Origin of the sequence: Streptomyces sp. PH10-H1, from assembly GCF_030063355.1 — a bacterium.
Lineage (GTDB): Bacteria > Actinomycetota > Actinomycetes > Streptomycetales > Streptomycetaceae > Actinacidiphila.
Genome location: NZ_JASISZ010000044.1, coordinates 21,566 through 35,600, shown reverse-complemented (window position 1 = coordinate 35,600; position 14,035 = coordinate 21,566). Strand labels below are relative to the sequence as shown.

Sequence of the window (14,035 nt, the reverse complement as noted above, 5' to 3'; positions counted from 1 at the left end):
GTCTCCCGATCCGTCCCCCCTCCCCCCGCTCAACTCCTGCCCAGTACAAGCAAGGACACCCACCCTCATGAACACCAGAGCCCCGCTCCGCCGCTTCGCCCGGCTGATCGCCGCGCCCGTCGCCCTCGTCATCGGCATGGGCGCGCTCGCCGCCTGCGGCAGCGACACCGACGCCAAGAACGGCAAGAACGGCAAGGACGACAAGGCGAACGCCGCCGCCACCGCCGACGGATTCCCGCGCACTCTCACCCACGCCATGGGCAGCACCACCATCCCCGCCAAGCCCAAGCGCGTGGTCGTGCTCGACACCGGCGAGCTGGACGACGTGACGATGCTCGGCATCACCCCGGTCGGCGCGGTCGCGCCGCACCTGAAGTCCGAGGGCGGCTTCCCCGCGTACCTCAAGGGCAGGACAGACGGCACCAAGGACGTCGGCCCGTCCGCCGAGCCCAACCTGGAGCTGATCGCCTCCCTCAAGCCGGACCTGATCCTGTCCTCCAAGGTCCGCCACGAGAAGATCTACGACAAGCTCAAAGCCATCGCCCCGACCGTCTTCACCGCGACCACCGGCTTCCCGTGGAAGGCGAACCTGGCCGTCCACGCCAAGGCTCTCGGTCGGGAGAACGAGGCCGCCACGGCCCTGAAGACCTACGAGGACCGCGCCAGGAAGCTCGGTGCGGCCATCAAGGCCAAGAACGGGGGCAAGGAGCCGACCGCGTCGGTCGTCCGCTTCGTCGCGGGCCCGACCCGGCTCTACCAGAAAGACTCGTTCAGCGGCGTCGTGCTGAGCGACATCGGCCTGCGCCGCCCGGCCTCGCAGGACGTCCACGGCGCGATGCTGGAGGTCGGCCCCGAGCAGATCGACAAGGCCGACGCGGATCTGGTGTTCGTCACCGTCTCCGACGACCCGGGCAAGACGCAGCAGAGCGTCGTCGAGTCCAACCCGGTCTGGAAGGACCTGGGCGCGGTCAAGAACAACAAGGTCGTCAAGGTGACGGACGAGACCTGGATGTCCGGCATCGGCGTCCAGGCCGCGACCAGCATGCTCGCCGACGTGGCCAAGGCCGCGGGCGTGGACCTGCCGAAGTAACGCCCCCCGTGTGAGAGGGGCGGGCCGCCCCCCACCGGCCCGCCCCCTCCCCCTCCACACGTTCCCAGAAGAGGACACCCGGCCATGCGGCTGTACCTGCTCGCGCTCAACCCCACGGACTCCGTCACCGAGGGCTTTCTGCCGGCCGCCTCCCGGCTCGGCCTGGACGTCACCGTGCTCACCGACTCGCCCGCCGCCCACCGGGAGCTGTACAGCACCCAGGTGGAGGTTCTGGAGTGCGACATAAGTGACTTCCGTGCCGTCATCACCCGGATCGCCGCCCACCACGCCCCCCGCGCGGTCTTCACCAACAGTGATCACCTGCAGACCCAGGCCGCCCTCGCCGCCGACTACTTCGGCCTGCCCGCCAAGCCCTGGCAGGCGGCCCTGCGGGCCAAGGACAAGGCGCAGATGCGCCGCCACCTGGCCGCCACCGGCACCGACACCGTCTGGTCCACCGAACTCCCGGCCGGGGAGGACCCAGCGGGGCTGACCGCCCTGCCGGTCCCGTATCCGTGCGTGGTGAAACCGCGCGAAGGCGTGGCCAGCGAGGACGTGGTCCTCGTCGACGGGTCCGAGGAACTGGTCCTGCGCTGCAAGGAGATCCAGGCCCGGCGCCCGCAGGCGGCGCTGGTGGTCGAGGAGTACCTCACCGGCGAGCTGTACACGCTGGAGACGCTCGGCGACGGCCGCACCCGGCACGTACTCGGCGGATTCCACACCGAACTCTCGCCGCTCCCCTACTTCATCGAGGAGCGCCTCACCTTCGTCCCGGCCCACCCGGCGGCGGTCGTCGCGCAGGTCCTCGCCCAACTGGACGCCCTCGGCGTCGGGTTCGGCGCGTGCCACACCGAGTTCGTGGTCCAGGACGGCCGGGTGCGCATCATCGAGGTCAACTACCGTGCCATCGGCGACCAGTGCGACCTGCTGCTCGCCGGGCTGCTCGGCATCCCGCTCTTCGAACACATCCTCCGCGTCCACCTCGGCCAACCGCTCCCCGCCGACCTGGGCGCGCGTGACGACGGCCACGCCCGGCTCGAATACCCCTGCGCGCAGCGCGCCGGCACCCTGACCGCCGCTCCCACCGCCACCGAGCTGACGGTCGACGGCGTCCGGCTGGTCTACCGCCCGCTGCGCGGGACCGGCGAGCGGCACGAACTGCATCACACCAACCGCGACTACCTCGGCGTCCTGCGGGCCACGGGCACCGACCGGCAGGCCGTCGACCGTGTGGTCACGGACTTCCTCGCCGCGCAGCACTGGGAGATCACTCCGTGACAAGCCTCCCGGACACCGGTACCGACACCGACACCCAAACCACTGCTGAGAGCGGTGCCGACACCTGCACCGAGGCGGAGCTGATGCTGCGCGTGCTCAGCGCGCTGCTGCGTGAGGACGTCGTCGGGCTGCGCACCCGCAGCACCCTCGTCGAGGAGCCGGACGGCCGCTGGCTGCGGCTGCCCTACGCGTACGGGGACGGCAGCCACCAGGACGCGCTGCTGCTCCCGGTGACCGAGGACGGCTTCCAGAGCGAGTACGCCGCCCGGCTGCCACTGCTGCGGCGCGCCTCCGACGGGCGGGAACTCACCGGCACCGACACCGTCCTCAGGGCGTTGCGCGCGCTGGCCGACCCCGCCGACCAGGCCGGATTCGACGCGTTCGCCGAGGAGTGCCGCCAGACCACCGCCACCCTGCGGCTGCACGCCCGGGTGCGCGAAGAGGCGATCGGCCGGCTCGCGAAACGGTACGGCCCCGACACCGCGGACTGGACCTACGCCCGCAGCCTGGGCTTCGACGCCCTCGCCGCCTTCCACGACCACCCCGTCTATCCGACCTCGCGCGGCCGCAGCGGACTCTCCGAGACCGAACTGCACGCCTACGCACCGGAGTTTCACCAGGAGGTCGCGCCGCGCTGGCTCGTACTGCCCCGCGAGGCCGTGACCGAGTCCTGCGGCGGTCCCGGCGAGGTGTACTCCCTGCTGTGGCCGACACCCGCCTCCCTCGGCATGCCGGAGCTGCGCGACAGCCACACCGTGCTCCCCGTCCACCCGCTGACCGTGGGCAGGCCCCTGGCGGAGGCGCTGCGCGCCACCGGCCTGGAAGGGCGCGCGTTCCTCGCCGACCGGCCGCACCTCGCGCTCCTCCCCACCCTCTCCATGCGGACCCTCGCGGACCGCGCCCATCCGCTGCTGCACCTCAAACTGCCGCTGGCCACCGCCACCCTGGGCCTGCGCAACCGCCGGACCATCAAGCCCGGCACCCTCGCCGACGGCGCCGCCTGCCAGCTCCTGCTGCGCCAGGTGATCGCCCGCGAACCGCGCTTCCAGGAATCCGTGCTGCTCGCCGACGAGCGGCGCTACGCCCACGCCGGACATGAACTGCTCGCCGTCATGCTGCGCCGCTACCCGGAGGACCTGCAGAACTCCGTACTCGTCCCCATGGCCGCGCTGCTCGCGCAGGCTCCCGGCGGGCGGCTGGTGATCGACCAGCTCGCCGACCGCTTCTACGACAGTGACCCCGTCGCCCTCCTCGACGGCCTCCTGGCGCTGCTCTTCGACTGGCAGACCACGCTCTTCGGTTACGGGATCGCCCTGGAATCCCACCAGCAGAACATCTCCCTCGCCCTGGACCGGGACCGGCGGACGGGCACCACCCGGCTGCGGCTGGTCCTCAAGGACAACGACGGGCCGCGCATCAACACCGCCCGGCTGCGCCAGGCGCTCGGTGAACTCCCGTCCCGCATCGACGAGTTCGACGACGAACGGATCTTCTGCGCCTCCGACGACCCGCTCGTCGATCTGTTCACCACCATCACCGTCCATCTGTGCGCCGGCTCGTACGCCTTCGGGCTCGCCGCCCACGGCCGGGCCCCGCTCGATCAACTGCTGCGCCTGGTGCGCGACCGGCTCACCGAGGCGGTCGACCGGCTGGGCGGCGAACCCGCAGACGTGCTGCGCGAACGGGTGCTGGAAGCCGAGCGGCTGCCCGTCAAGGCGATGGTCAGCGCGGGAACGCTGCTCAGCAAGGAGCGCTCCGGCGCGGCCGACATCAACAAGCACTACACGACGGGCCCGAACTACCTGCTGGACGGGGCTGGTTCGCGGTGAGTACGGAAGCGGTGAGTGCGGAAGCGGCGACGATTCCCGCCGCTGCGGCGCCGGTGCTGGGGCGCCGTCAGGTGCACGCGGTGGCGGCCTGCTACTTCGTCGCCTCGTTCGCCGCACTCGGCCTGCCCCCGTATCTGACCTCGATCCTGCCGGAACTGGGCGACAGGACCGCGCACTGGGCCGGACTTCTGTACATCGTGCCCACGGTCTTCGGCGGTCTCGCCGCTCCCCTTTGGGGGCGGCTGGCCGACCGTTACGGCCGCAAACGGCTGCTGCTGCGGGCCCAGCTCGGGCTGGCGCTGTCCTTTCTGCTGGCCGGCGCCGCCGACTCGCTGCCCACGTTCACGGCCGCCCTCGTCCTGCAGGGCATCCTCGGCGGCACCTTCGCCGCCACCAACGGCTATCTCGCCGCCGGTCTCGACGGCACCCGGCTGTCGTGGGCCCTGACCCTGATGCAGGGCAGCGCCCGCGCCGCCCTGGTCGCCGCCCCCATCGTGGTCGGAAGCCTGTCCCCCTGGCTGTCCCCGCACCGCCAGTACGCCCTGCTCGCCCTCCTCCCGCTCGGCGCCGCCGCGATGCTGCTGGCGCTGCCGGAGCCGCGCGAGGCGGTCGTGACCGCCGTCGGCCCTCCCGTGGAATCGCGGCCGGCGGACGGGCAGCCGGCGGAACGGCACCAGCCGGCCGCCGGGCAGCGCAGGCTCCTGCGGGAGTTGTACGTCTTCGAGTTCGCGTTCGTCTTCTCGACCGTCATCTCCTTCCCCTACCTCATCGCCCTGCTCGGGGACCGAATATCGGGGATCTCCCCGGTCGTCTCCGGGGCGCTCTTCGCCCTGCCGCATCTGTGTTACCTGCTCTTCGCGGCGCCCGTGCACTCCGCCTTCCGCAGCCGCCCCCGGCTCGGTATCGCCCTCGGTTTCGCGGCGGTCGCCGCAGGCCTCGCCGGACACGCGGTGGCCGGTTCGCTGATCACGTTCACGGCGGTCCGGCTCCTGCTCGGTGCCGGGCTCACGCTCGGTCTGGTCTGTCTGTCGCTGCTCGCCGCCGACGCGGTGCAGGGACGGTCGCCGGGCCGGATGTTCGGCTCCCTGGAGTTCGTCTCCAAGGGTGGGGCCGTCGCCGCCGGAGTGGTCGCCGCGCTCGGCAACAGCGTCGTCGGACCGACCGCGCCCGTGCTGGCGGGTACCGCCGTCGCCCTGATCACCGTCGCAGCCGCCGCACACGCTCTCTTCTCGCACCCTTGATGGAGCCGTTGATGACGCTTCCCATGCGCCTCGCGCAGTCCTCCGCCCACGCCGAACTCCCCCACACCGGGCTTCCCGACAGCGGACTTCCCGAAGCCGACGATGTTGTGGCCCACACCCTCCTCAACTGCCTGCTCCGCGAGGTCTCGGGCCCCGAGCACCAGACCGCAGTCGCGGACGGTCGCCTGCTGCTGCGGCTGCCCCGCGCGGGCGTGCTCCTGCGCGTGGCGCTGCGCCGCACGTCGCTGCTCGGCGCCCACCGGTTCACCGGCCCCGTGGCGGAGCAACATGCGGACGAGTGGAAGGAGCTGGACTGGTACCGACTGGCCGAGTACGTGCACGCCGAGCTGTCCCTCCGTACCGGGGTGCGCAACGAGGAGTTCCTGGACCAGATCGCCTCCAGCCACCAGGGGGTCACCGCCGCCCTGTCGCTCCCCCGCGATTCCGGGGAATCGGTCCCCGCCCCTGACTATCTGGTGTCCGAGCAGTCGCTGCTGTTCGGGCACCGTTTCCACCCCACCCCCAAGGCGCGCACCGGGGACCCGGCGTCGTGGGCCGCGTATGCCCCCGAGGCGGGCGCGACCTTCCCGCTGCGTCACCTCGCCGTGCGCGAGCACCTGATCGCCGAGGAGCGCAGCGAACCCGGCGCCGCCGACCCGCTGGACCGGCTGCGGCCGGTCCCCGCCGGCTACCGGCTGCTGCCCGCGCACCCGTGGCAGTACGGGCTGCTGCACGACCACCCGGCGCTGCGCGCCGCCCTGGCCAGCGGCGACATCCTCGACCTGGGCACCGGTGACGCGCCCGCGACGCCGACCGCCTCGGTCCGCACCCTCTACGACGGCGACACGTTCCTGAAGTTCAGCCTCAACATCAGGATCACCAACTGCCTCCGGAAGAACGCCGCCTACGAGCTGTCCGGGGCGGTCGCGCTCACCCGCCTCCTGGACCCGGTCCTCACCGATCTGGCAGCGCGTTTCCCCGACAGCGCCATGCTGCGCGAGCCCGCCTACCGCAGCCTCGCCCTGCCCGGCGCCGACGGGCGCCCGGACATCGGCCTGCTGGAGGGCTTCGGCGTCATCGTCCGCGACGGCCTGGACGCCCATCTGCGCCCGGGTGTGACCCCGCTGCTGGCCGCCGCCGTCGCCGACGAGTACCCCACCGGCTCCGCCCACATCTCCCGGCTCCTCGACGGGGCGGGCCCGCAGGCCGGCCTCGACTGGTGGACGGCGTATCTGCGGCTGCTCCTACCGCCGGTGCTCGCCGCCTACTTCGACCACGGCGTCGTCCTGGAACCGCATCTGCAGAACGTACTGATCGGTGTGGACGGCGACGGCTTCCCCGTCCAGGTCCTCTTCCGCGATCTGGAGGGCACCAAGCTCGTCCCCGAGCACCACGCCGCCACCCTCGCCGCGCTCCCCGAGGACGTCGCGGCCCCGATGACGTACGACGCGGAACGCGGCTGGGACCGCGTCATCTACTGCCTGCTCGTCAACCATGTCGCCGAGCTGCTCGCGGCCCTCGCCGACCTCCACCCGCAGACCGAGACGGCCCTGTGGGAGCGGGTCCGCACCGTCCTGCGCGAGTACGCGGACGACCACGGCTGCCCGCCCCGGCTCAGCGCCCTGCTCGCCGGAGTCCCGCTGCCCGCCAAGGCCAATCTGCTCACCCGCTGGGAGCGCAAGGCCGACCGCGAGGCCGGTTACGTACGCCTGCCCTCCCCGCTCGCCGAGGACGTGCTGTCCGGAGCGTCGATCCACGGAACCGACCGCACCGAATCCTGGAGCGCCCGATGAACCCGCCGAACGCCGTGAACCCGCCGAACCCGCTGCTCACCGACGCGGTACGCGAGCGGGCCGCGTACCTCGCCGCCGACGACCTCCCCGCCTACCTCTACGACCTGACGGAACTGCGCGCCCACGCCGCCGCCGTCAGGGCCGCGCTCCCCGAGAGCGTCGAGCTCTACTACGCCGCCAAGGCCAACCCCGAGCCGGAGATCCTGACCGCGCTCGCCCCGTACGTCGACGGCTACGAGGTCTCCTCCGGCGGCGAACTGGCCCACGTCCGCAAGGCGGTCCCGAACCGCCCGCTGGCCTTCGGCGGACCGGGCAAGACCCCCGCAGAGATCGCCGCCGCGCTGGAGCTGGGCGTCGAACGCTTCCACGTGGAGAGCGAGTACGAGCTGCGCATGCTCGGCGCGCTCGCCGCCCGGCTGCCCCCCGGCAGGACCGTACCGGTCCTGCTCCGCTTCAACCTGCCGGTGCCGGGCGCCGCCCTGGAGGGCAGTTCGCTGGCCATGGGCGGCCGCCCGACGCCCTTCGGCCTCGACCCCGCGCAGGCCGACAGCGCCGTCCGGCTGCTCACCGACGGCAGCCACCCGCAGCTGGAGCTGCGCGGCATTCACGCCCACCTCGCCAGCGGCCTCGACGCGGCGCGGCAACTCGCCGTGGCCGGGGAAGTGGTCGCCTTCGCGACGGGCCTGGCCGCCCGGCACGGCATCGTCCTCCCGGAGGTGAACGTCGGCGGCGGCATGACCGTCGACTACGCCGACCCCGTCGCCCGCGTCGACTGGACCGCCTACGGCGAAGGCCTCGACCGCCTCACCGCCGCCCACCCCGGCCTGCTGCTGCGCATCGAACCGGGCCGCGCCCTGACCGCCTACTGCGGCTGGTACGCCACCGAGGCCCTGGACGTGAAACCCAGCCACGGCGAGGAGTTCGCCGTCCTGCGCGGCGGCACCCACCACTTGCGCACCCCGGCAACCAAGGGCCACGACCAGCCCTGCACCGTCCTCCCCGTCGACCACTGGCCCCACCCCTGGCCGCGCCCGGCCGCCCGGCACGATCACGTCACCCTCACCGGCCAGCTCTGCACCCCCAAGGACGTCCTCGCCCGCCGGTTCCCCGCACCGGGCCTGCGAGCAGGCGACCGCGTGGTCTTCGCGCTGGCCGGGGCCTACGCGTGGAACATCTCCCACCACGACTTCCTGATGCACCCGCGCCCGGGCTTCCACTTCCTGGGTGCTTGCTGATACCTCCCGGGGGACGACCCCCGTACCCCCGACACCCGTACCCCCGACACCCGTACCCCCGACACCCGTACCCCCGCGCCGATCCCCCAGGTGCTTGAATCCCGTCATGGCTGATCACCAAACGCTGCGTGTCTTCATCGGTCCCGACGGCCGGGGCGGCAACCTCCTCGGAGTCGTGTTCAACGACGATTCCGACGCGCCCGCGCGCCAGGCCGTCGCCGCCGAACTCGGCTACAGCGAGACGGTGTTCATCGACGATGAGCACGGCAAGGTGCGCATCTTCACGCCCAGCGTGGAGCTCCCGTTCGCCGGCCACCCCCTCGTCGGCACGGCCTGGCTCCTGAAGTCGACGCTGCTGCGCCCCCCGGCCGGCGACGTACCCGCCTGGACCGAGGGCGACTTCACCTGGATCCGTGGCCGCGCCGCGTGGGCACCTGGCCGCCGCACCGAGCAGTACGCGACCGCCGCCGAGGTCGACGCCCTGCCCGCCCCGCCGCCCGGCGAGGGCTGGCTCTACGCCTGGGCTTGGGCGGACGAGGCCGCAGGCCGGATCCGCGCCCGCGCCTTCCCGCGCCGGGGCGACGGCATCATCGAGGACGAGGCGACGGGCGCCGCCGCCATCATCCTCACCACCGAACTCGCCCGCCCCCTCGACATCCACCAGGGCACGGACTCCCAGATCGTGACGCGCCCGGGTCCGGACGGCACGGTCGATGTGGGCGGCCGGGTCGCGCATGCCCAGTGACGTCAAGCGCTGGGGCTCACACTGCCTTCCGCGCCGCGTCCAGTTCGAACCACACGCCCCCGCAGTCCGCCGTCCCGCACCGGTCGGCCAGCGCCGCGACCAGAAACAGCCCGCGCCCGCTCAGCGCTTCTTCCTCCGGTGCCCGGCGCCCAGCAAGCCGCACCGCACTCCCGTCGAGGACGGTCACCCGCACACGCCCCGGGGACACCCGGACCCGCAGCAGTAAGTTCGCCCCCTCGGCATGGAGATAGCTGTTCGTCACCAGCTCCGACGTACAGACCGCCGCCGCCTCGACGAGCTCCTCGCACCCGATCGCCCTGACCACGCCGGACACGAAGTCCCGGCACACTTTCGGCGCGGTCACCACACAGGCGCTGCGCAACGTGAACGAATGCGGCACGTCCACCGCCACCGGCCGCCGGGCGGGGGTGCGGGTTTCGGGCTCCATGGGCCAACTCCCTTGTGCAGCACGCAGCGTAGCGGGCGCAATACACAAGGTAGCGATGTATGTATAACATCCGCTACCGGATCACATGACTTGGTCTACGAGCTGGACCTGCTCCAGGTCGCGCGACACACTGTGACGGCAGACCCACAGGAAGGTAGCCATGCCCCCGAGGAGCACTCCGACGGCCCGCCAGACCCGGCTGGGCACGGAGTTGCGAAGGATGCGCGAGCATTCCGGCCTCGGCATCCAGGAGGCTGCCGACCTTCTGGGCGTCGGCCGATCGCTGATCACGAACATAGAGCTCGCCAAGTTCGGGGTCAGTGAGGAGCGCGTGCGCACGCTCGCCGCCAACTACACCTACCCGGACGAGCCCTATGTTGACGCCCTGGCCGCGATGGCCCGTGAACGCAAGGGCGGTTGGTGGGAGGAGTACCGGGGATCCCTGGCGGCCGGCGGGCTCGACCTGGCCGAACTCGAACACCACGCCAGGAGTCTCAGCACCGTTCAGATCCTCCACATCCCCGGCCTCCTCCAGACCGAGGACTACGCGCGGGCGATCCTGAGCGAGGCCGTACCCGCCTGGTCGTCGACAGAACTCCGCCGCAGGCTCTCCCACCGGCTTCGGCGCCGGGACATCCTGGACCGGGCCGACCCACCACCCTGCACGTTCGTCATCCACGAGGCCGCGCTGCGTACGAGGTTCGGCAACCGGAGTGTGCTCCTCACCCAGCTCGACCATGTGCTGGAGGCGTCCGAGCGCACGAACATCACCGTGCGCGCCATCCCGCTGGACACAAACGGCTTTCCCGTAGCCGGAGTCTCACTCATCTACGCCACGGGGCCCGTCCCCCAACTGGACACCGTCCAGCTCGACGCCGCCTATGGTTCCGCATTCCTCGACGCGGAGACACAACTGGTCAACCACCGGGGGATCCTGGAAAGGACCGCGAAGGTTGCGCTGTCGCCCAAGGACTCACGGGACTTCATCCGCAACATCATCCACCACACGTAAGGTCAGGCAATCAATGTCCGAGATCAACTGGCAGAAATCTTCCTACTCCGGGCAGGGCGACGGAGCCGACTGCGTCGAACTGGCCACCGTCGCCGGAACGATCCGCCTCCGCGAGAGCGACGACCCCCAGGCCATCGTTACCACCACCCCCGCGAAGCTCAAAGCGTTCCTCCTCGGCGTACAGACCGGTCGGTTCGACCACCTCGGCTAGTTCAGGGGTGAGGTTCAAGCTGTGCGGAGTGCGTTTCTGCGTCGCTTCGCTCCTGGCCCGGGGGGCGGGGCGCGGAGCCCGGCGCTGCGCGCCACCCAGCGATACCGACCCGCTGCGCGGTCCGGGCGAGGTGGATGGGAGTGCGACGTCCCGGGACGTCTCTGGGACGCCTGAGACGCCTCGGCGCCCCTGCGGCAGCCTAATCTGCTGCTTGGCTTGCACTCCCCGGCCCCGCGACGGTGTGACCCCGGCAGGGCCAGATGCCGGGCGCGGGATGATCGCGGGCAAGAAGGTGCCGCCTGGCGGGTGCTTCGGCGAGGCGCGCCAGATCCTCGGCAGCTCGACCCGGGGGGTCTCTCCCCTTGTGCAGCAGCTCACCAACAAGTCGTACCCGGAATCGATGAACGACCCGGGGGTGAAGGCCGTCTTCGCCCAATGGTCCGGATGCATGCGGCAGAAGGGCTTCAGCTACGCCGCCCCGATGGACCCCAACGACGATCCGCGTTTCCGGCCGAGCCCCAAGGGGGTATCACCGCTGGAGATCGCCACCGCCATGGCCGACCTCTCCTGCCGCGACACGTACAAGATCGCCGAAGTCTGGCATGAGGCCGAATCCCGGATCCAGCAGCGGTACATCCAGGAGAACGCGGCGGCCCTGGCGGCCGACCGCCGCAATCTCGACGCGGTCATCCGCCAAGCGACCAGCGTCCTCGCCCATCGCTGACGTCACGCTCGGACCCGCACCCGCGCAGAACACACGGTGAATCCATCGCTCCGGTGCACGCGCCTCGTGCATCCGCGGCTCGATCTCTAAGCTGACGACCGGGGGATCCTATTTCGGCCAGCGACACAAGGAGAACCGGTCACCATGGGCTGGACTGCGAACGACATCCCCGACCAGACCGGCCGCATCGCTGTGGTGACCGGGGCGAACAGCGGGATCGGGTACTGCGCCGCCCGGGAACTGGCGCGGCACGGGGCGCGGGTGGTGATGGCGTGCCGCAGTGAGGTGCGGGGGACGGCGGCGGCCGAGCGGCTGGCGGCCGAGGTGCCGGCCGCGCGGGTCGTGTTCCAGCGGCTGGATCTGGGGGATCTGTCGTCGGTGCGGTCGTTCGCGGAGGAGTACGAGGGCGACCGGCTGGATCTGCTGGTGAACAACGCGGGCGTGATGGCCCTGCCGTACGCGCAGACCGCCGACGGGTTCGAGACGCAGTTCGGCGTCAACCACCTCGGGCACTTCGCCCTGACGGGCTTGCTGCTGCCGAAGCTGCTCGCCACTCCGGGAGCCAGGGTGGTCAGCGTCTCCAGCGGGATGCACGCGATCGCGAACGTGGATCTCGGGGACCTCAACAGCGAGCGGAGTTACCGGCGCTGGATCGCGTACGGCCGTTCCAAGAGCGCCAATCTGCTGTTCATCCACGAGTTGGCGCGGCAGTTGGAGGCGGTGGGCGCGGATGTCGTGGCCGCCGCCGCGCACCCCGGCTACGCCGAAACGAATCTGCAGACGGCGGGGGCGAAGCTGGAGGGCCGCAAGGCCGCCGAGCGGCTCATCGGCATCGGCAACCGGATCATCGGCCAGTCCGCCGCGGCGGGCGCACTGCCCACCCTCTATGCGGCCACCGCGCCGGATGTGGCCCCCGACTCGTTCACCGGCCCGCGCTGGCAGGGCTGGCGCGGCGCGCCGAGCCGCTCCTGGCGCGCGTCGTGGACGAAGGACGACCGCGCGGGCGAGCTGCTGTGGACCGCCTCCGAGCAGTTGACCGGCGTGGCGTACAAGTTCTGATCCACTGACTCCGGCGGAGCGGCGTCAGTCCAGGCCCGACGCCGACGCCGAGGAGAGGAACGCCGCGCGCAGATCGCCGTACCAGGCCCGGTCCTGGCCACGCACCGCCAAGGCGGCGGGCGGCGGCAGGGGTTCGCCGGGGTCGTGCTGCTGACCGCCGGAGGCGGCGGCGGATACGTCGCGGAGTCCCATGCCACCGACGCTAGAACCGGCGGGGGCCGGCCGGACGGTCCGTTGATGCGGTGCTGACACCGTCCCCGTCCCTTTTGACGGCACTCTGCGGCGCGCATGAAGGCCCCAACAGCACTGTCAACCGTGACCGCGAGGTCTCACCGTACGAGCCGGTAATGTATCGGTTCGTGCTCCTGAGGTAACAATTCCTGCCTTGCTATGGCCAATTCGCAGATTCCGCCTACGCTCCGGCCATGCCGATCTTTGGAATCCGCCGGAGCGCCAGACCTCGTCTGGCCCCCGAACTTGACGACAGCAGACTTGGGAGGGTCTGCAAGCAACTGCAGGCACCGCCGACACCCGGTCTGGTCGACATCCAGATCGAGCAGGTGGCGCAGGTCATCCGGGACGCGGAAACGGACTGGGATCGCCGGGCGCACCGGAGCGCGGTGCTGGCCGACCGTGCCGCCGACTCCCATCTGGCGCAGGCCTGGCTCCGGCGCCAGCCCGACAACGCCGACGCGTTGATCCTCCAGGCGCGGGTGGACCTCGTACTCGGCAGCCGGGAGGGAGCCCTGGCGGACGCCCAGTCCACGATCGACACCTGCCACCGCGCCGCTGACCTGCAACCCGACGACCCGACCCCTTGGGTGGTGCTCCTCGGGGTGCTGCGGCTGATGCACCGCCCCTCACGCGAGGTGTTCCCCGTCTGGCACGAGGTGCTGGCCCGCGACACCTGGCACCGCGAGGCCTATCTGCAGATGCTCGGCTATCTCTCGCCCGACGAGTGCGGGTCCCACGCGCAGGTACTCGACTTCATCGATGTCGTCCGGTCCCGGATGCCTTCCGACGCCCCGGCCGTGAGCATGGAACTCACCGCGGGGGTGGAGCGCCACCGCAAGACCGTCAGAGGCGGTGGCGTCAACGCGATCCTGGCCAGCAGGCAGTGGGCGAATCCGCCCGCCTCGACCGCCCTGGACCAGGCGTTCAACAACTGGACGAAGCCGGGCTTCCTGCACCACGCGGCAGCGCTGGCCGACCTCAACCTCCTCGCTTACACGCTGGTTCAGGCCAACCGCATCCTGGATGCCGCCGAGGCGTTCAGGATGATCGGGACGACGGTCACCCCCTGGCCGTGGCGGCTGAACGGGGATCCGCTGGAGCAGTTCGCCCACTGGCAGGAGCGGGCCCTGCGGTGA

At 71.4% G+C, this 14,035-nt stretch carries 14 protein-coding genes; 12 read left to right on the top strand and 2 right to left on the bottom strand.

All coding sequences use genetic code 11. The features are described 5' to 3' along the window. Positions 1 to 67 precede the first annotated feature (67 nt). From QMK24_RS24770 to QMK24_RS24740, 7 genes are all read left to right on the top strand, one after another. Positions 68 to 1,090 (top strand): ABC transporter substrate-binding protein, encoded by a 1,023-nt coding sequence (locus QMK24_RS24770; RefSeq protein WP_283468976.1) that lies wholly within the window; start codon positions 68 to 70, stop codon positions 1,088 to 1,090. Between the two features lie 84 nt (positions 1,091 to 1,174). Then, positions 1,175 to 2,368: an ATP-grasp domain-containing protein gene (locus QMK24_RS24765; protein WP_283468975.1), complete on the top strand. Its 1,194-nt coding sequence runs from the start codon at positions 1,175 to 1,177 to the stop codon at positions 2,366 to 2,368. Positions 2,369 to 2,451: 83 nt separating this feature from the next. Then, entirely contained in the window at positions 2,452 to 4,197 is a 1,746-nt protein-coding gene (locus tag QMK24_RS24760; RefSeq protein ID WP_283469006.1) for an IucA/IucC family protein, read from the top strand. An 11-nt stretch (positions 4,198 to 4,208) separates the two neighbouring features. After that, positions 4,209 to 5,438, top strand: a complete 1,230-nt coding sequence (locus tag QMK24_RS24755) for an MFS transporter (RefSeq protein WP_283468974.1) — start codon at positions 4,209 to 4,211, stop codon at positions 5,436 to 5,438. Between the two features lie 23 nt (positions 5,439 to 5,461). Then, positions 5,462 to 7,231, top strand: a complete 1,770-nt coding sequence (locus tag QMK24_RS24750; protein ID WP_283469005.1) for an IucA/IucC family protein — start codon at positions 5,462 to 5,464, stop codon at positions 7,229 to 7,231. After that, positions 7,228 to 8,466: a type III PLP-dependent enzyme gene (locus QMK24_RS24745; RefSeq protein ID WP_283468973.1), complete on the top strand. Its 1,239-nt coding sequence runs from the start codon at positions 7,228 to 7,230 to the stop codon at positions 8,464 to 8,466. Before QMK24_RS24750 ends, QMK24_RS24745 begins: the two co-directional genes overlap by 4 nt. A gap of 106 nt (positions 8,467 to 8,572) precedes the next feature. Next, on the top strand, positions 8,573 to 9,211 hold the full coding sequence (locus QMK24_RS24740; protein WP_283468972.1) for a PhzF family phenazine biosynthesis protein: 639 nt from the start codon (positions 8,573 to 8,575) through the stop codon (positions 9,209 to 9,211). A gap of 16 nt (positions 9,212 to 9,227) precedes the next feature. On the opposite strand, the gene QMK24_RS24735 is transcribed toward QMK24_RS24740, so the two are convergent. After that, positions 9,228 to 9,659 (bottom strand): ATP-binding protein, encoded by a 432-nt coding sequence (locus QMK24_RS24735; RefSeq protein WP_283468971.1) that lies wholly within the window; start codon positions 9,657 to 9,659, stop codon positions 9,228 to 9,230. Positions 9,660 to 9,819: 160 nt separating this feature from the next. Here QMK24_RS24735 and QMK24_RS24730 point away from each other — a divergent pair, with 160 nt between their 5' ends. From QMK24_RS24730 to QMK24_RS24715, 4 genes are all read left to right on the top strand, one after another. Next, positions 9,820 to 10,671, top strand: coding sequence for a Scr1 family TA system antitoxin-like transcriptional regulator (locus tag QMK24_RS24730; RefSeq protein ID WP_283468969.1), 852 nt, complete (start codon positions 9,820 to 9,822; stop codon positions 10,669 to 10,671). Positions 10,672 to 10,684: 13 nt separating this feature from the next. After that, positions 10,685 to 10,882 (top strand): DUF397 domain-containing protein, encoded by a 198-nt coding sequence (locus QMK24_RS24725; RefSeq protein WP_283468968.1) that lies wholly within the window; start codon positions 10,685 to 10,687, stop codon positions 10,880 to 10,882. Between the two features lie 274 nt (positions 10,883 to 11,156). After that, positions 11,157 to 11,606 carry a hypothetical protein gene (locus QMK24_RS24720; RefSeq protein ID WP_283468966.1) on the top strand — a complete coding sequence of 150 codons (450 nt, stop codon included), beginning with the start codon at positions 11,157 to 11,159 and terminating at the stop codon, positions 11,604 to 11,606. Between the two features lie 144 nt (positions 11,607 to 11,750). Continuing rightward, entirely contained in the window at positions 11,751 to 12,665 is a 915-nt protein-coding gene (locus QMK24_RS24715; RefSeq protein WP_283468964.1) for an oxidoreductase, read from the top strand. A 24-nt stretch (positions 12,666 to 12,689) separates the two neighbouring features. On the opposite strand, the gene QMK24_RS24710 is transcribed toward QMK24_RS24715, so the two are convergent. Then, entirely contained in the window at positions 12,690 to 12,857 is a 168-nt protein-coding gene (locus QMK24_RS24710; protein ID WP_283468963.1) for a hypothetical protein, read from the bottom strand. A 233-nt stretch (positions 12,858 to 13,090) separates the two neighbouring features. On the opposite strand from QMK24_RS24710, the gene QMK24_RS24705 reads away from it, so the two are divergent. Next, entirely contained in the window at positions 13,091 to 14,035 is a 945-nt protein-coding gene (locus QMK24_RS24705) for a hypothetical protein (RefSeq protein WP_283468961.1), read from the top strand.

What these genes read in the sequence shown, in the direction of transcription:
- QMK24_RS24740 (WP_283468972.1), top strand. Translation starts at nt 8,573, where the DNA reads ATGGCTGATCACCAAACGCTGCGTGTCTTCATCGGTCCCGACGGCCGG.
- QMK24_RS24725 (WP_283468968.1), top strand. Translation starts at nt 10,685, where the DNA reads ATGTCCGAGATCAACTGGCAGAAATCTTCCTACTCCGGGCAGGGCGAC.
- QMK24_RS24735 (WP_283468971.1), bottom strand. Translation starts at nt 9,659, where the DNA reads ATGGAGCCCGAAACCCGCACCCCCGCCCGGCGGCCGGTGGCGGTGGAC.
- QMK24_RS24750 (WP_283469005.1), top strand. Translation starts at nt 5,462, where the DNA reads ATGCGCCTCGCGCAGTCCTCCGCCCACGCCGAACTCCCCCACACCGGG.
- QMK24_RS24710 (WP_283468963.1), bottom strand. Translation starts at nt 12,857, where the DNA reads ATGGGACTCCGCGACGTATCCGCCGCCGCCTCCGGCGGTCAGCAGCAC.
- QMK24_RS24730 (WP_283468969.1), top strand. Translation starts at nt 9,820, where the DNA reads ATGCCCCCGAGGAGCACTCCGACGGCCCGCCAGACCCGGCTGGGCACG.
- QMK24_RS24705 (WP_283468961.1), top strand. Translation starts at nt 13,091, where the DNA reads ATGCCGATCTTTGGAATCCGCCGGAGCGCCAGACCTCGTCTGGCCCCC.
- QMK24_RS24765 (WP_283468975.1), top strand. Translation starts at nt 1,175, where the DNA reads ATGCGGCTGTACCTGCTCGCGCTCAACCCCACGGACTCCGTCACCGAG.
- QMK24_RS24745 (WP_283468973.1), top strand. Translation starts at nt 7,228, where the DNA reads ATGAACCCGCCGAACGCCGTGAACCCGCCGAACCCGCTGCTCACCGAC.
- QMK24_RS24720 (WP_283468966.1), top strand. Translation starts at nt 11,157, where the DNA reads ATGATCGCGGGCAAGAAGGTGCCGCCTGGCGGGTGCTTCGGCGAGGCG.
- QMK24_RS24760 (WP_283469006.1), top strand. Translation starts at nt 2,452, where the DNA reads ATGCTGCGCGTGCTCAGCGCGCTGCTGCGTGAGGACGTCGTCGGGCTG.
- QMK24_RS24770 (WP_283468976.1), top strand. Translation starts at nt 68, where the DNA reads ATGAACACCAGAGCCCCGCTCCGCCGCTTCGCCCGGCTGATCGCCGCG.
- QMK24_RS24715 (WP_283468964.1), top strand. Translation starts at nt 11,751, where the DNA reads ATGGGCTGGACTGCGAACGACATCCCCGACCAGACCGGCCGCATCGCT.